The organism is Streptomyces sp. NPDC005794 (assembly GCF_042871445.1).
Lineage (GTDB): Bacteria > Actinomycetota > Actinomycetes > Streptomycetales > Streptomycetaceae > Streptomyces.
Genome location: NZ_JBIAIN010000016.1, coordinates 121,880 through 137,502 on the forward strand (window position 1 = coordinate 121,880; position 15,623 = coordinate 137,502).

The window sequence follows — 15,623 nt, forward strand, 5'->3', positions numbered from 1 at the left end:
TCAGCCGGGGAAGCGCCCGGTGCTCCGCAGCGACCAGCGGCGCTCGGCGTACGCCAGGTCGTCACGCCAGAGGCGGCCCGCCGTGCGGCGCATCAACGGCCGGAGTGCGGGCGCGACGGCGCGCGCCAGGGCGAAGCCCGGCCGGTCCGAGGCCGCGACGACGGCCTCGACCACCGCCGTCCGCGGGTGCGTTGAACCGAGCGCGGTGAGTGGCGTGGCATGGGTCTCCACCACCGACCCGGCGCCCTCACCGTCCGTGATGCGCATGACCACCGTGCGGGGTCCGGGCGCGGTGAACACCGCCCGTACCGGCACCACCAGGCGGCCCGCGACCTTGAACGAGACATCGACGGCGAAGGCGTCCTCCTCGCCGTCCTCGGGGGTGCCGGCCACCTTCAGGCCGGCGAACGCGTACGGGTGGAACCAGGATCCGTGCCAGGGGTCGAGCCGGTTGGCGACCACGTCCTCGGGTTCGCACCGGCCCACCGCCGTGAACACCGCGTCCACCGCGTCATGCGCTGCCGGTCTCACCGGGACGACCGGGTCATCCAGCGCGGTCTCGCCCCCCGCCCGGTCCAGCCTCACCCAGACCAGCACCCCGTCGTCGTGCACGGGATACGGCTCCCACCCGGCGAACGGCCCGCCGTCCAGGGCCAGACCGTGCCAGTGGCACAGGAGCGTCCCGCAGACCACCCGGCTGTCCCGCAGCGGGGCCCCCAGATGCGGGCACTCCCCCGGGCCGGCGCGCAGCACACCGTCCTCGGACCGCCACAGGACGACGTCCGTCCCGGCGACCGTCCGGCCGTACGGGCGGTCCCGCGCCCCGATCTCCCGGGAGGCCCCGACGACGTACCAGTTGCCCGCGGGCCGGGCGGCGGCCCGCTTCAGCGCTTCGGCGATCACGGTGGGCCTCGCCTCACGCCAGGTCGGGGCCTGCCGCTCCCAGCGGGGGGCGCGCCGCACCCGCAGCGGTGCGGTCCAGGTCGTCCGGTTCCATGGTCGGTTCATCTCAGGGAACCCTCCGCCCCGGCGGTTTCCGGCGCCGGGGCAGCCGGCCGGGCGGCCCGCATCCGCGCTCCCAGGATCCGTACGAGCCCGCCCGCGGCGGTGACGCCCCGGCGCCTGCGCGGCACCACGGCACGGCGGTGCAGCACCCGGTGGTCGTCGGCGGCGATCGCGTCCAGGATGCCCCGGTACAGGACGAAGGCCGTACGGATGCAGGGCCGTACCCGCGGTTCCAGCATCGCGATGCCTGGTTCCGCCTCCCGGTACACGGTCCGGATCATCGCGTCGGCCTCGGCGAAGGCGGCCCGGAGGCGCGGGTCGTGCCGTCCGGTGCGGCGGCTCCATTCCAGCAGGGGCCGGTTCACGCCATGGGTGGCGAGCAGGTCCGCCGGCAGGTAGACGCGCCCGCGGTCCAGGTCCTCGCCCACGTCCCGCAGGAAGTTGGTCAGCTGGAAGGCCACTCCGAGAGCGGCCGCGTGCGGGGCAGCCTCCTCGCGGGCCACGACCGTCCCGAGCACGGGCAGCATCTGGAGGCCGATCACCGCTGCCGAACCGTGCATGTAGGCGCGCAGATCGGCGTACGTCGGATAGTCGGTCACGGTCAGGTCGCTGCGCATGGACGTCAGGAAGTCGGCGAACAGACCGTGGTCGATGGCGTAGCGCCCGGCGGTGTCCACCACGGCCCTGACCACGGGCTCGTCGCCTCCTCCCGTACGCAGCCCATGGGCCAGGTCGCTCCCGAGCACGCGCAGCAGACGGTCGCGCTCCCCGGGGGACCGCCGTCGGTCCGGGTCGTCCACGATGTCGTCGGCCCACCGGGCGAAGCCGTACAGCGCGTGTACGGCGCAGCGGCGTTCGGCCGGCAGCAGCCGGGTGGCGAGGAAGTACGTCCGGCCGTGCTGGGCGTTGAGCCGCCGGCAGTGGGTGTAGGCGGCGCGCAGGGCGGGTCCGGTGATCCCGGCGGCGTCCAGTTCACGGCGGTTCATGCGCTCTGCCCTTCAGGGACCGGGGGACGACGGCGCACACCCCTCGTGCGGGGAAGGCCCGTGATGCGGGCCGCGGCGAGCTTGCCGCTGACCAGTACGGTCGGCACGCCCACCCCGGGGGTGGTTCCGCACCCGGCGAGGACGACGTTGTCGTAGCCGCGTACGAGGTTGCGGGGCCGGAAGGGGCCGGTCTGCGCGAAGGTGTGCGACACGGAGAACGGGGAGCCCGCCGCGTGGCCCTGGGCCGTCCAGTCCACCGGGGTGACCAGCAGCTCCCGGTCGATGGAGGCCTCGAAACCGTCGAGGCCCCGACGCTCCAGCTCGGCCAGCAGACTGTCCCGGTAGCGCGGTCCCAGGCCGCGCCAGGTGCCGGCGGACGGTCCGGTCGTGGTGTTGGGGCAGGGGGCCAGGACGTAGTGCAGGTGTCTGCCCCGCGGGGCGAGGGAGGGGTCATGGGTCGTCGGCCGGGTGATGAGCAGCGACGGATCGCTCATCAGCCGCCCGGTCCGGGTGAGTTCGTCGAAGGTGCGCTCCCAGGCGGCGCCGAAGGAGAGCGTGTGGTGCGCCAGTTCCGGCCAGGTGCGGTCCGTGCCGGCGTGCAGGATCACGGCCGACGGCGCGTGGCGCAGCGGCACGGGGCGGCGCGGGGCCCGGCCCAGGATCCGGTGGACGACGGGCAGATCCGGAGTCAGGACGACAGCGTCGCAGCTGATCCGTTCGCCCGACGCCAGCCGGACGGCTCGCACCCGCCCCGCCGACCGTTCCAGTGCGGTCAACTCGGCGGACCATCGGAACCGGGCCCCGGCGTCGGCCGCCGCGTCCGCCATCGCCCGGGGAAGCGCGTACATTCCGCCCTTCGGGAACCAGACCCCCGCGACCGTGTCCATGTAGGCGATGACGGCGTAGGCGGCGAGCGCGCGGGCCGGGGCGACTCCCGCGTACAGCGCCTGGAAGGAGAACACCCGGCGCAGCCGTGGGTCCGAGAGGAATCTGCCGATCTGCGGATCGAGCCGGCCGAAGCCCCCCAGGACCGCCAGTCGGGCCAGGTCCGGATGCAGGAGCTGGAAGGGCGAGTCGAAGTTGGTGTCGATGAAGCGGTGCATCTGCGCCCGGTACAGCCGCTGGAGCCAGGTCCGCAGTCTGCGGTATCCGGCGGCCTCCGTGGCCCCGGCGAACCGCCGGACCTCGGCCTCCATGGCGTCACCGTCCGTATGGACGTCCAGCCCGCTGCCGTCCGCGAACCGTGCTCGGTAGGCCGGGTGCAGGGGAACCAGCTCCACACGGCGGTGGAGGCTGTCCCCGACGGCGGCGAAGGCCTCGTCGGCCAGGTGCGGCATGGTCAGCACCGTCGGCCCGGTGTCGACCCGGTACCCGCCGAGTTCCAGCCGTCCCGCACGGCCTCCGGGTCCGGCGTCCCGTTCGACGACGGTCACCCTGCGGCCCGCGCCGAGCAGGTGAAGGGCGGCGGCCAGCCCCGACAGTCCGGCGCCGACCACCACCACATGGTCGGTGGGGCCGGGGACGGTCCTCATGCGCCCTCCCATTCCCGCGCGGGGCCGGTGCCCACGGTCCTGGCCACCAGCGCGGCGAACTCGCGCCGGGCCCGGGCATCCGGTCCGACGGACGCGAAGTGACGCAGGCTCGACTCCGAGAGGCCGGCGATCTCCTCCTCCAGCACCGCCCGCGCACCCGTACGTTCCAGCGCGGCACGCATCCGCTCGACCGTCCCCCCGCAGGGTGCGGTGCCCTCGGGGCCGAGCGTGGCCAGAGCCTCGGTGTCACCCGACTCGCCGGCGAGCCGCAGGGCGACAGCGAGGAGAGGGGTGAGCTTGCGTGCCCGCAGGTCCTCGTCGGCGGGCTTCCCCGTGACGGCCGGGTCGCCGAACGCGCCCTGCAGGTCGTCACGGAGCTGGAAGGCGAGTCCCGCGCACCGTCCTGCGGAACGCAGCCCCTCCATGGCCCGGGCATCGGCCGCCGCCAGGATCGCGCCCAGAGCGAGCGGCCGCTCCACGGTGTAGAGCGCGCTCTTGAGCGTCGCGATCTTCCTGGCCTCGGCGCGGTCGGAGGAACCGGTCGCCTGCGCCCGCATGTCCAGGTACTGCCCGGCGACCATCTCGCCGCGCATGGCCTGCCACTCCTGGTGCAGCTGCCCGCCGTACGGGGAGGCCAGTGCGGTCTCGGTGAGCAGGTCGTCGGCCCAGGCCAGCGCCAGGTCTCCGGCGAGCACCGCGGCGGTGGCCGAGTAGGACGCGGCGGAACCGCGCATGCGGCCCGCCCGGTGCATGCGGGCGAAGTCCGCGTGCACGGCGGGCGCGCCCCGGCGTACCGGGGACTCGTCCATGACGTCGTCGTGCACCAGCGCACAGGCCTGCAGCAGCTCCAGGGCGGCACCGATGCGCAGCGGCGTCCGGGGGTCGCCGGTGCCTCCTGCGGCCAGCCACCCGCACCACACGAAGGCCGTCCGCAGCCGTTTGCCGCCGTGCAGGACGAATCCGGCGACCCGGGAGGCCACTTCCTCGGCGAACACGGCGTCCACCCGCCGGGCTTCCCGGAGCCTGGTGTGCAGGTGCTCCGCGAGGACGGTGTCGACGGCCGCGGCCGCCTCGGCGGCCGTGTGCGGGGCCCGGCCGGTGTCCGCGCCGCTGTCGGGCCGGGATCCTGCGTCTCCCCCGGTCCCTGCCCGCGTGGCCCGTGGACCGAGCATGGAGAGCCCCTTTCGCCCGGTCGGCCGCTTCCGCGTCCACCGGTGCTTCCGCCCGCGAGGGTCGCGGACGCCCTATGCCTGCCCGGCGTAGGGCACGATCGGAGCGCAGTTCACTCGGACGGCGGACGGGAACAGGCTGGAGCGGAGCCGAGCGCGGCGGTTCCGTCACGAGCGGGGAGCGCGGTCGTGCCGGCCCGCCGGACTGCTCACTCGCTGTCCGACACCCAGGCCGTACGCCGCCCAGGACCAGTCCGGCCGGCGAAGGTGGCCGCGCCCACGCGGTCGCTCCGGAACATCTCCCAGTGGAATGTGCGGGCTCATGTCCTCGGTCACCGCTCCATCAGGGTGGTCCCGTCACTGCCGGGGAACACCGCGCACGGGGTGCTTACTCATGATCGAGACCCGGTTGAAGGCGTTGATGGTGACAGCGACCCAGACCACGGCCGAGATCTCGTCCTCGGAGAGGTCGCGGCGGGCCGTGGCGTAGGCGTCCTCCTGCAGGAAGGCGTCGGCGGGGTGTGTCGTCGCCTCGGCCAGAGCGAGAGCGGCACGCTCCTGCGCGGTGAACACCTCGGTGTCACGCCAGGCGGCGAGCACGCCCAGCCGCTGGGCGGCCTCGCCCGCACGCAGCGCGGCCCTGGTGTGGACGTCCAGGCAGTACGCGCAGCCGTTGATCTGTGACACCCGGAGGTTGACCAGTTCGACCAGGGTGCGTGAGAGCCCCGCTTCCTGGGCGACGGTGCGGACCGCCTCGGCCGTGGCCGTCAGAGCGTGATAGGCCTTCGGGCTCTGCTTGTCGACGTAGACCCGCTTGCCCGCATGGCCCGCCTGCGTACCGTTCACCCTGGACTCCTCACCGGGACGTACCCGCCCCTCGTCGTGCCGTGCGTCCGAATGGGCGACGGCTTATCATCAAGCATGATCGTTGAACATGAAAGCACCTTTGGTGCCCAGGGGGGCCCACGATGAGCGGCGTCGGCACGGGACGGGGCGCGCCGCACAGGGACGCGGAAGGCCAGGAGCCCGCGTCCGGCACCGGTGTCGATGTCGATGTGCTGACGGCGCGAGACGTGCCCCTGGGCGGTCCGAGGGCGATGACGGTGCGGCGCACACTGCCGCAGAGGGCCCGCTCACTCATCGGCGCCTGGTGCTTCATCGACCACTACGGCCCCGACGACGTCGCCGAGACCGGCGGGATGGACGTGGCTCCGCATCCGCACATCGGCCTGCAGACGGTCAGTTGGCTGTTCAGCGGGGAGATCGAGCACCGCGACAGTCTGGGCAGCCACGCCTTCGTACGTCCCGGAGAGCTGAACCTGATGACCGGTGGCCACGGAATCAGCCACACGGAGGTCTCCACCCCCGGCACCTCGGTCCTGCACGGGGTGCAGCTGTGGGTGGCCCTGCCCGAGGAGCACCGGGACACGGGGCGCGACTTCCGGCACCACGCGCCGAGCCCGGTACGCCGGGACGGAGCCGTGCTCAGGGTGTTCCTCGGCTCCCTCGCCGGGGACACCTCACCGGTCCCGACGTTCACCCCTCTGCTCGGAGCCGAGATCGTCCTCGAGCCGCACGCGACCACGACACTCGACACGGACCCCGTCTTCGAGCACGGTCTCCTCGTCGACCAGGGAAGCATCCGGATGGCCGGAACGACTCTGCGCCGGGCCGAGCTGGGATACGTCGGCCCGGGGAGCGACAAGCTGACCCTGACGAACGAGACGGACGCCCCCGCCCGGGCGGTACTCGTGGGCGGAACCCCGTTCGGGGAACGGATCGTCATGTGGTGGAACTTCGTGGGCCGCAGCCACGAGGACATCGTCGACGCACGCCAGGACTGGGAGGACGCCTCCGAGCGCTTCGGCCAGGTCGAGGGCTACCCCGGCGACCGTCTTCCCGCCCCGGCCCTCCCCAACGCCACCATCGCACCGCGCGGCAATCCGACACGCCCGAAAGGCAGCACACGATGACTCAGGCCCCCACCCCGATCGTCCGGAACGTGGACGACAGGTACCGCTACGAGATCCTGGTCGACGAGGTCAGCGCCGGATTCACCGCCTACCGCGACCGCGACGGGCAACGCGTCTTCTTCCACACCGAGATCGACGACGCCTTCGCCGGCCAGGGACTGGCCTCCGTCCTCGTGCGGGAGGCGCTGACCCACGTACGGGCCTCGGGAAAGCGGATCGTGCCGGTCTGCCCGTATGTGGCGAAGTTCCTCAAGAAGCACGAGGAATTCGCCGACATCACCGACACGGTCACGCCGGAGATCCGGCAGTGGCTGGAGACCACTCTCGCTCGCTGAGCGCCCTCGTACCGCGATCCGGCCGCCGCGACGGCGGCCGGATCGCGGCCCCGGGACGCCGTCAGGCCGGCCGCAGCTCGAACCAGTCGAAGGCCGGGGCGCCCTGGGTCGCGTACATGCCGACGACCCTGCCGGTGAAACCGCCGGCGACCTCGGTGGTGAGGTAGCGGCCGTCGAGTTCGGCGAGGACCTCGAAGTCTCCGTCGTCGGTCTCGAATCCCAGGCGCAGAGTGTCGGGGCCGCCGATGCGGAGCCCGGAAGGCGCCGCGTCGGGGCCCTCCGGGCGCACGGTCACGGTGGGCGGCAGGACGTCCGTGGTGGTCACGTCGATCCGCAGCGTCACCGGGCCTGGTGGCACGGCCCGTTCGGCGATCGTCTGACGCACCGGGCCGATGCGGGCGACCGCACGTACCGTGCCGCCCTCCGTCTCCACCTGGTAGTGGTGCGCCTCGTCGAGCCGTACGGCAAGCCCGCCCCGGCCGCCTTCACCGGCGTCGGCCCGCGCCCGTGCGCTGCAGTCGGGATCGCGCTGACGCCTTCCCACGAACAGTGCGCCGGGCTGGTCCAGACGGTCCGCGCGGGCATGCAGCACCAGGTGGCCCGGCCGCTCGTCCAGGCGCGCGGCCGCAGGGTCATGGCGCCTCAGGGACACCCAGCAGGGGGCGAGCGCGACGGAATCGAAGTCGTCACGGTCCGGCTCGGCGGGCCAGGGGTGCGGTGTCAACTCCGGTGCCTCGGCGCGCAGTTCCAGCGGTCCGGGCAGCGGCCACTCGTCCTCCCACCGCACCGGCGCCAGGTAGGTCTCCCGGCCCAGACCGTGGAACCCGGGGGTGTCGCCACGGGGCCGGGTGCCCAGCAGGACCATCCACCACGTTCCGTCGTGCGCCCGCACCAGATCACCGTGACCGGTGTTCTGCACCGGGTGGCCCGTGCTGCGGTGGGACAGCACCGGGTTGTCCGGATGCGGTTCGAAGGGTCCCGTAAGAGTGCGGGCCCTGGCCACGGACATCGCGTGCCCGCGTTCCGTCCCGCCCTCCGACAACAGCAGGTACCACCAGGACCCGACCCGGTAGAGGTGCGGGCCCTCGGGGTACTGGAGCCCGCTGCCCGACCACATCTCCACCGGTTCGCCGAGCAGTTCGCCCGTTTCGGGGTCGATGCGCACCGCCCGGATCCCGTCGTGGGAGAACACGCACCAGCAGTTCCCCTCCTCGTCCCAGGCCAGGTCGGGGTCGATGCCGGGGATACCGACCGGCACCGGGTCCGACCACGGGCCGGCGGGGTCCTCGGCGGTCACCAGGATGGTGTCCGCACCGGCGACCACGGTCGTGATCATCCAGAAACGGCCGTCGTGGTGCCGCAGGGTGGGGGCGTACACCCCGCACGAGGACGGGGCCGTGTCAGGCAACGTCAGCTGTGAAGGGCGGTCCAGGGCGTGCCCGATGAGCCGCCAGTGGACGAGGTCCCGGCTGTGCCACAGCGGCACCCCGGGTACGTACTCGAAGCTGGACGTCGCTACGTAGTAGTCCTCGCCCACGCGGCAGATGCTCGGATCCGGGCTGAAGCCGGGTATCACGGGATTGTCGAAGTGCGCCATGGTCCGTCCTCGGGGCTCAGGCCGGGACGGGGCACCAGGCCGTGATCATTGAAGCGCTTCGAAGATGGCAGGCAGGCGGAGGGGTGTCAATAGATCCCCACCGGTACCGGCGATGTGTCGAAGCGCTTCGAATCCCTCGCCCGGCCCTCGGCGTTCCACGGTCATGGCCGTCCTCACCTCCGACGGATCGCGAGGGGTCGCGCGCCCGTGGTCAAGGTGAACGTCGCAACGGGTTCGACCGGTCGGTCCGTGATCCGGTGCAGACTCCAGCGGGTCACGAGGGTGGGCAGGACCATGGCCATCTGCGTCCGGGCGAACGCCTCTCGCCCCGGAGCACCGCCGGCAGGCCGTCGCCGCTCCGGTCGGTGCCGTGGCGTTCGGCCCGCAGGCCCGCCCCTCGGCGAGGGGCGGGCCGTGTACACACAGGGTCGTGCAGCCGCGTTACTTCAGGGCGGGCGGCGCCGCGTCCGCCGAGGTGCCCCACTCCGAGGGCGTCGTACCGACCTCGAAGAACAGGTCACGTGTGCCGCGGATGTCCTCGGTGGTCAGGTAGGTCTTCCCGTACGCGGTCCCGTCGGTCCGCGCCGACTGGATGTAGCGCGCCGACTCGGAGGTGCCCGGGGCCCGCACGGTCAGCTTGCCCTTAGGGTAGTAGCGCCGGTCCAGGGCCAGGTCCACCCGCTCGAAGACGGGGGTCGACAGGCTCCAGGTGTCGGTGCCCGGCTGGACCGGGAAGATCCCGATCGAGGACAGGACGTTCCAGGCGGACATCGTGCCCAGGTCGTCGTTGCCGGTCATGCCGGTCGGGGTGTCCGTGAAGAGCGTGAGCGCGGCGTGCACCACGTCGGTGGTCTTCCAGGGCTGCCCTGTGGAGAGATAGGTGTACGGGGCGATCAGGTCGGGCTCGTTCTGCGGGTTGTACTTGTCCGCGTTGTAGTAGTCGTACGGCCCGTTCACCCACACCTCTCGGGCGGTCTTCGCCGGGTCCCGCAGCAGCTGCTCGTAGGCGAAGAACGAGTCGAGGCGTTCGTTGGCGGCCTCGGTTCCGCCGATCAGGGAGACCATGCCGGGCAGGTCCTGCGGGACGAGCCACTGGTACTGCCAGGACGTGCCCTCGTGGAAGCCCTCGCTCTTGGCCGGGTCGGCGGGGCCGGTGAAGGCTCCGTTCGCATCCCGTGCGCGGAAGAAACCGGTCGAACTGTCGAAGATCTTCCGGTAGTTCTGCGCCCGCGCCGCGTACCGCGCGGCGTCGTCCTCGTGCCCTAGCTCCTTCGCCATCTGCCCGAGCATCGCGTCGGAGAGCGCGTACTCCAGGGTCGCGGAGGCACCGTGGTCGTAGTCGGAGTCGCCCGGCTTCACATGGGCACGGCCCTTGATGTACGGCGCGAAGCCGTCGGCGAGGTACTCCTTGTTGGCCTCGCGGCCCACCGGGGCCGATGCGGCGGGGGGCACGCCGTCGGCGTTCTTCTTCAGCGCGCGGTACGCCTGTTCCTCGTACCCCTTGAGCAGACCCTGCTGGTAGGCGTTGGTGAGGAACGGGGTGACCGGGTCGCCGGTCATGATGTTCGTCTCGACCGTGCCGTATCCCCACTTGGGCAGCCAGCCGCTGTCCTCGTCGATCTTGAGGACGGAGATCGCCATGTCCCGGGACTCGTGCGGGGCGAGCAGCGACAGGAGCTGGGCCTGGGTGCGGTAGGTGTCCCAGAGCGACCAGTTCTGGTAATAGGTGAATCCCTCGGCGCGGTGGGTCTTCTGGTCCCAGCCGGTGTAGCGGCCGTCGACGTCGCTGCCGATGTTCGGCGCGAGGAACGAGCGGTAGAGGGACGAGTAGAAGGTCCGGCGCAGGGTCTGGCTGCCGCCCTTCGCCTGGACGTCGTCGAGGCGGTCCTCCCACGCGGCCTGCGCGGCGCGTGCGACACGGTCGTACGAGCGGCCGCCTTCGGCGCGGAGGTTGAGGGCGGCGCCCTTGGCGTCCACGTACGAGATCGCGGTGGTGGCCTCGACCGTGCGGTCCTTGGAGGTGTCGAAGCGCACGAAGGCGCCGTTGCGCTCGGCTGCCGCGGACGACGCCTTCGAGCCCTCGGTGACCGCGTCGCCCTTCCAGGTGCCGGAGGTGGTGAAAGGCCGGTCGAAGCGGGTGATCGTGTACACCGTGTACGGCTTGGTGTCCTGGCAGAAGCCGCTGCCGGTGATGGCCGTGCGCACGGTGCGGTCGTCGAGGATCTCGACATCGGTCTTCACGGTCTTGTGCAGCGACTGACCCGCGTTGATGAGGACGTTGGCCTTGTCCGTGGCGGGGAAGGTGTACCGCTGCACCCCGGTGCGCTCGGTGGCGCTCAGCTCGGCCTTGATGCCCGTCTTGAGGCCGACCTCGTAGGCGCCCGGGCTCGCCTTCTCGTCGTCGTGGCTGAACTCGGCGGCGTACGTGGCGTTGTCCGTCGACGTGATGCCACCGGTCGTCGGAAGCACCGGGAGGTCGCCGCCGAGGCCGCAGCCCACGCCGGAGATGTGGACGGTGGAGAAGCCCCGGATATGGGTCTCGGAGTAGTCGTAGCCGGTGTTGTGCCCCGTGTCGGGCGAGAACTGCACCATGCCGAACGGCACCGCGGCACCCGGGTAGGTGTTGCCCTCGTTCTCGGTTCCGATGAACGGGTTGACGAGGTCGGTGAGCCGGCCACGCTCGGCGTGCCCCCCTCCGTCCGCCGCGGCTGGTGCGGCGACGGCGCCGCCGAGGAGAGCGGCCGTGGCGGCCGCCGTCCCCGCACCGCGAATCCATTGGGTCCATCTCATGGAACGAGCACCTCTCGAGACGTCGACAACGTTGTCATGCGCACTGTGCGATCATTCTTGGCCTGCACGCGTGCACTCGTCAAGAGTTGCGGCAGGCCACGTCGGGCGCGGCCTGCGGGGTGTCCGACGGCGACCGCAACGGTTCACACCGTGCTGAGCGGTTCGCACACGACCTCCATCGACGGATTCGCCGTGCAAGGGCACATGTCGGCCGAGTTCACACGCGGCGAGGTGCCGTCGTACGGGACGATGGCCGCCGCCGGGCGGGACAGGGACACCGTCCAGGTCAGCGCAGCGTGGCGTACACGATGAGGTTGTCCACCGGGTGGCCGTCGGCGTCGAAGTCTCCGTCACAGGTGATCAGGCGAAGCACTCGCTCGCCGGTGGCTCCGTAGACCTTCTCGGTGGGGAAGGCGTTCTTGCTGACGCTCTCCGTGCCGGTGACCCTGAAGTGTGTCTTCTCCCCTCCCCCACCGGACACCGCGATGTCCGCCCCCTTGGCGATCTTGTGCAGGTCATGGAAGACGGCCTTGCCGAACCGCGTGTCGTTGTGGCCGATGAGCACGGCGGCGCCGGATTCGCCGGGCACGGCCCCGCCCGCGTACCAGCCGGCCGTCATGCCTTTCTCGGCCGGGGGGACCTCGACCGTGCCGTCCTCGTTGAGTCCCAGTCTCAGCAGCGTGCTGTCTATCCCCAGCGACGGGACCGTCAGCCGCGTCGGGGCCGGCGCCTTGGGCGCTTCCGGGGACGGGGGCGCGGTTGATGCCGCTGCGGCGGAAGGCGCGGGCGCGTCGGGCGCGCCGCAACCGGTGACGGGGGCGAGCAGCAGGGCGGCTGCCGCCACGGACACGGCTGTACGCCACGACGATTTCGGTGCAAGGGGCATGAGCGGTACTCCGGTGCGGTTTGCTGGGCGAAGGCTGGAGGAGGAACGGCGGGTGGCGCCGCCCCCGTTCGGGGAAGCGGCGCCACCGTGCGGGATCAGCCGTTGCGCTGTGCGGCGGACCGGCGACGCAGCACGAAGGTGCCGGCGCCCGCGAGCAGCACCGCGCCGGCCGCGGAACCGTACAGCGCGGTGTCGGCGGCCTCGGCGGCCGGACGCTCCCCGGCGTCGACGCCGCCCCGCGGCATCGTTCCCGCCGGGACGGACTCGGCCGGGACCGGGGTCGCGGCCTGGGAGGGCTCGGCTCCTTCGGGCGCGGGGCTGGGGCTGGCAGTGCGTTCGGCGGGTGCCGGCGTGGGCGTGCCGTCGGCGGGTGCCGGCGTGGGCGTGCCGTCGGCGGCTGCCACTCCGGACGGAAGGAGGACCGCGCCGATGGCGGCGGCTGCGAGGACCGCGGTACGCAGGGTCGGGCGAAGGGACATGAAGAACTCCGATTCCAGCTCGGCGTTGATGGTGCCCGCGCACGGATGCGCGTCGGGGGCCGGGCTTGCCCACAGACTGGAGTGAAGTTATGAGGAAGCTGTCAGGCCGCTGTGTTCATCGGATCAGGGCCGGCCGGTGGCAGCCGCAGGCTGAACACCGATCCTTCGCCCACGGTGCTGGCCACGGCCGTCGTCCCGCCGTGTGCCTCGACGAGCTTGCGGACGATCGCCAGGCCCAGACCGCTGCCCCCGGTGCGGCGGCTGCGTGACTTCTCCGCGCGCCAGAACCGGTCGAAGACGTACGGCAGGTCCTCGGGCGCCATGCCGCTGCCGGTGTCGGCGACCTCCACCACCACCGCTTCGTCCACTCCCCCGGACGCTCCCCCGGCCTGGGTCGCGTACGCCCGCAGCGTCACCCGTCCTCCCTCCGGGGTGTGGCGTACGGCGTTGGACACCAGGTTGCCGATCGCCTGCCGTAGCCGTACGGGGTCGGCCGTGAGCTCGGGGACCGGATCGTGCCCGTCCGGAACGGCCGCGGTGAGGGCCACCCCGGCGGCATCGGCCTGGGCCTGATGGGCCGCCACCACATGGGCGAGCAGTTCGTCGATCCGTACGGGTTCGGGGTGCAGACGCAGGGCGCCGGCATCGGCCGCCGACAGGTCCTGGAGGTCGTCGATGATGTGCTGCAGCTGAAGCGCCTCCTCCAGGAGCGAGGAGACGAATTGCGCGTCCGTGTCGGCGATGCCGTCCTGGGCTCCCTCCAGCCACCCCCGGATGTTACTCAGGGGGGTGCGCAGCTCGTGCGCCACATCGCTGACCATCACCTTGCGCTGCTCCTCCAGGCGGGCGCGATGGGCCGACATGTCGTTGAAGGCGGCGGCCAGCCGGCCGATCTCGTTGTCCGCGGCGACGACCACATGTGACGGGTCCTCCCCGTCCCGCATGCGCTGGGCCGCGCCCGTGAGCGCGTGCAGCGGCCGAACGAGCCGGACTCCGGCGAGGATCGAGGCACCGACGGTGAGCGCGAGGACGAGCGCCGCCACCCCGATGATCTTCGCCGTGTTCCCGGGGGACAGGTCGAAGCCGGGAACGGCACCGCCGCCCGGGTCACCGATGAACAGCAGTGCGGGTGAGGCGACGTACGAACTCAGCTGCTCCTGGCGGGCGATGCCGACGCACGAGGCGATGTCACGGTCGATCTCGCTGTCGAAGGGCGTGGGGGTGGGGAGCGCGGTCGGTCGGGGCTCCTGCGGCATGCTGATGCTGGGCTCGGACGACGGCTCGGGGACGGCCGACGCGGCCACGGGTTCCGCCCCCGTGTTCCACGAGAGGTCGAGATCGAGGCGTACGGCTTCGCGCCCCTGCCGGTCCAGACACGCGTTGACGAGCTCGTTGAGCGCGGTGAGCGCTTTCGTCTCGGTTTCGGTGGGGCTGTCCAGGGCGTCCGTCGAGCACCGGCTGCCGCGCACACGGTCCGGATCGTTGCCCACGACCTGGATACGGGGCCGGCCGCTCGGGCCCTCGACGACGTCCGAGGCGATCCCGGACCGGCTGAGGCACCGCACGGCCTCGTCCGCGGTGCGCCGCAACGACGTACGCTCCGTCTGCGGCAGTCTGAACGGTCCGACGGCGCGCGGGTCCACCCGGTCACCCCCGGAGCGCTGCTCCACGGCCGTACCGGTTTCCGCGACCGTCACGGGGCCGGAGCCGGACTCCGGCTCCGACCCGGAGGACACGGCGGTCACGGACAGGGGGTCAACGACCGCTGACGCCTGGGGAGGCAGCGCCGGTGGCTGCGGGGAGGAGCCGGCGGAGTCCGCGAGTACGTCCCGGTTCTGCGTCGTCAGCGTGATCCGCCGGTCGGAGGTGTCGGCCAGCTCGTTCACGGTGGCCCCCACACCGTCCCAGGTGGGGTGTTCGGCCGCGTAGGCGAGCAGGGCGTCGAGGACGCGGGTGTCGGCCGCGAGATTACGTCCCTGCTCCTGCTCGATCGCGCCGGACGTGGTCTGTACGGCCAGCCACGCGGTGGCGGCGACCGAACAGGCCGCGACGAGCGCCGACACCGCCAGCAGCCGGCCGAGCAGGCTCTTGCGCAGCGGCAGCCGCAGGCGCTGCCCACCGCGCTCAGCGCGCCGGAGCACGCGGGGTCCCCTTCAACGGGTCCATCAGTTTGTAGCCCACTCCGAATACGGTGAGCAGCCTGACCGGTCGCCGGGGTGCGCGCTCGATCTTCTTGCGGAGGTTCATGATGTGCACATCGACCGTACGACTGCTGATGTACCGGTCGAACCCGTGGAGTTCGGCGAGCAGTTGCTCGCGGGTGAAGACCCGTTCGGGTTCGGCGGCCATCGCCGAGAGGAGCCGGAACTCCCCCGGTGTGCACTCGACCTCCACACCGTCGACCGCCACCTCGTGACGCACGGGATCGACGGCGAGTGATCCCACCCGCAGCACATGGCCGTCCTCGCGTTTCCCGTCCCGCCGGGTGCGCCGCAGGAGCGTGCGCACTCGCGCCATGAGCTCCCGCGGGCTGTAGGGCTTGGTCATGTAGTCGTCGGCGCCCAGGTCCAGTCCGAGCAGCAGATCGTCCTCGGTGGCCCGGGCGGTCAGCATGAGGACCGCCAACTCCCGTTCCTCGGCACGCAGTATGCGGACCACGTCGAGCCCGTCGGCGCGCGGCATCATCACGTCGAGAACGAGCAGGTCCGGTGCTCCCTGCCGGGCCTGTTCGAGGGCGGCGAGGCCGTCCGGCACCACCGTGACCGCGTGGCCTTCGCGTTCGAGGTAGCGCCGGACCAGCTCGGCCTGTTTCGCGTCGTCTTCAGCGACTATGACGTTTGCGCACACGCGGACGATCGTAGAGGAGACCTG

General features: G+C 72.0%; 13 protein-coding genes. 2 read left to right on the forward strand and 11 right to left on the reverse strand.

Features of this window, described 5'->3' with window-relative positions; genetic code table 11:
- From ACFYQ5_RS25025 to ACFYQ5_RS25045, 5 genes are all read right to left on the reverse strand, one after another.
- Positions 1–1,008 carry a DUF5914 domain-containing protein gene (locus ACFYQ5_RS25025; RefSeq protein ID WP_389200570.1) on the reverse strand — a complete coding sequence of 336 codons (1,008 nt, stop codon included), beginning with the start codon at positions 1,006–1,008 and terminating at the stop codon, positions 1–3.
- Positions 1,005–1,991 (reverse strand): phytoene/squalene synthase family protein, encoded by a 987-nt coding sequence (locus tag ACFYQ5_RS25030; protein WP_389200572.1) that lies wholly within the window; start codon positions 1,989–1,991, stop codon positions 1,005–1,007. The genes ACFYQ5_RS25025 and ACFYQ5_RS25030 overlap by 4 nt, the downstream gene beginning before the upstream one ends.
- Positions 1,988–3,523: a phytoene desaturase family protein gene (gene crtI / locus ACFYQ5_RS25035; RefSeq protein WP_389200574.1), complete on the reverse strand. Its 1,536-nt coding sequence runs from the start codon at positions 3,521–3,523 to the stop codon at positions 1,988–1,990. Before crtI ends, ACFYQ5_RS25030 begins: the two co-directional genes overlap by 4 nt.
- Positions 3,520–4,695, reverse strand: a complete 1,176-nt coding sequence (locus ACFYQ5_RS25040) for a polyprenyl synthetase family protein (RefSeq protein WP_389200576.1) — start codon at positions 4,693–4,695, stop codon at positions 3,520–3,522. The genes crtI and ACFYQ5_RS25040 overlap by 4 nt, the downstream gene beginning before the upstream one ends.
- 354 nt (positions 4,696–5,049) lie before the next feature.
- Complete coding sequence (locus ACFYQ5_RS25045) at positions 5,050–5,538, reverse strand: carboxymuconolactone decarboxylase family protein (protein WP_389200577.1); 489 nt, start codon at positions 5,536–5,538, stop codon at positions 5,050–5,052.
- A gap of 122 nt (positions 5,539–5,660) precedes the next feature.
- On the opposite strand from ACFYQ5_RS25045, the gene ACFYQ5_RS25050 reads away from it, so the two are divergent.
- Complete coding sequence (locus ACFYQ5_RS25050) at positions 5,661–6,665, forward strand: pirin family protein (RefSeq protein ID WP_389200579.1); 1,005 nt, start codon at positions 5,661–5,663, stop codon at positions 6,663–6,665.
- Positions 6,662–7,000, forward strand: coding sequence for a GNAT family N-acetyltransferase (locus ACFYQ5_RS25055; protein ID WP_389200581.1), 339 nt, complete (start codon positions 6,662–6,664; stop codon positions 6,998–7,000). Before ACFYQ5_RS25050 ends, ACFYQ5_RS25055 begins: the two co-directional genes overlap by 4 nt.
- A gap of 61 nt (positions 7,001–7,061) precedes the next feature.
- Here ACFYQ5_RS25055 and ACFYQ5_RS25060 read toward each other — a convergent pair whose 3' ends face one another.
- The 6 genes from ACFYQ5_RS25060 to ACFYQ5_RS25085 all read right to left on the reverse strand — a co-directional run bounded on the left by ACFYQ5_RS25060 (position 7,062) and on the right by ACFYQ5_RS25085 (position 15,599).
- Positions 7,062–8,597, reverse strand: coding sequence for a glycoside hydrolase family 43 protein (locus tag ACFYQ5_RS25060; protein WP_389200583.1), 1,536 nt, complete (start codon positions 8,595–8,597; stop codon positions 7,062–7,064).
- A gap of 441 nt (positions 8,598–9,038) precedes the next feature.
- A complete protein-coding gene (locus tag ACFYQ5_RS25065; RefSeq protein ID WP_389200585.1) occupies positions 9,039–11,387 on the reverse strand; it encodes a GH92 family glycosyl hydrolase in 2,349 nt (782 codons plus the stop codon).
- Between the two features lie 286 nt (positions 11,388–11,673).
- Complete coding sequence (locus ACFYQ5_RS25070; protein ID WP_389200587.1) at positions 11,674–12,273, reverse strand: class F sortase; 600 nt, start codon at positions 12,271–12,273, stop codon at positions 11,674–11,676.
- A gap of 95 nt (positions 12,274–12,368) precedes the next feature.
- On the reverse strand, positions 12,369–12,752 hold the full coding sequence (locus ACFYQ5_RS25075; protein WP_389200589.1) for a hypothetical protein: 384 nt from the start codon (positions 12,750–12,752) through the stop codon (positions 12,369–12,371).
- 101 nt (positions 12,753–12,853) lie between these two features.
- Complete coding sequence (locus ACFYQ5_RS25080; protein ID WP_389200590.1) at positions 12,854–14,893, reverse strand: sensor histidine kinase; 2,040 nt, start codon at positions 14,891–14,893, stop codon at positions 12,854–12,856.
- Complete coding sequence (locus tag ACFYQ5_RS25085) at positions 14,877–15,599, reverse strand: response regulator transcription factor (protein WP_389200592.1); 723 nt, start codon at positions 15,597–15,599, stop codon at positions 14,877–14,879. The genes ACFYQ5_RS25080 and ACFYQ5_RS25085 overlap by 17 nt, the downstream gene beginning before the upstream one ends.
- Positions 15,600–15,623: the final 24 nt, after the last annotated feature.

Coding starts and splice junctions, on each gene's coding strand:
- ACFYQ5_RS25025 (WP_389200570.1), bottom strand. CDS start 1,008: ATGAACCGACCATGGAACCGGACGACCTGGACCGCACCGCTGCGGGTG.
- ACFYQ5_RS25030 (WP_389200572.1), bottom strand. CDS start 1,991: ATGAACCGCCGTGAACTGGACGCCGCCGGGATCACCGGACCCGCCCTG.
- crtI (WP_389200574.1), bottom strand. CDS start 3,523: ATGAGGACCGTCCCCGGCCCCACCGACCATGTGGTGGTGGTCGGCGCC.
- ACFYQ5_RS25040 (WP_389200576.1), bottom strand. CDS start 4,695: ATGCTCGGTCCACGGGCCACGCGGGCAGGGACCGGGGGAGACGCAGGA.
- ACFYQ5_RS25050 (WP_389200579.1), top strand. CDS start 5,661: ATGAGCGGCGTCGGCACGGGACGGGGCGCGCCGCACAGGGACGCGGAA.
- ACFYQ5_RS25055 (WP_389200581.1), top strand. CDS start 6,662: ATGACTCAGGCCCCCACCCCGATCGTCCGGAACGTGGACGACAGGTAC.
- ACFYQ5_RS25060 (WP_389200583.1), bottom strand. CDS start 8,597: ATGGCGCACTTCGACAATCCCGTGATACCCGGCTTCAGCCCGGATCCG.
- ACFYQ5_RS25065 (WP_389200585.1), bottom strand. CDS start 11,387: ATGAGATGGACCCAATGGATTCGCGGTGCGGGGACGGCGGCCGCCACG.
- ACFYQ5_RS25070 (WP_389200587.1), bottom strand. CDS start 12,273: ATGCCCCTTGCACCGAAATCGTCGTGGCGTACAGCCGTGTCCGTGGCG.
- ACFYQ5_RS25075 (WP_389200589.1), bottom strand. CDS start 12,752: ATGTCCCTTCGCCCGACCCTGCGTACCGCGGTCCTCGCAGCCGCCGCC.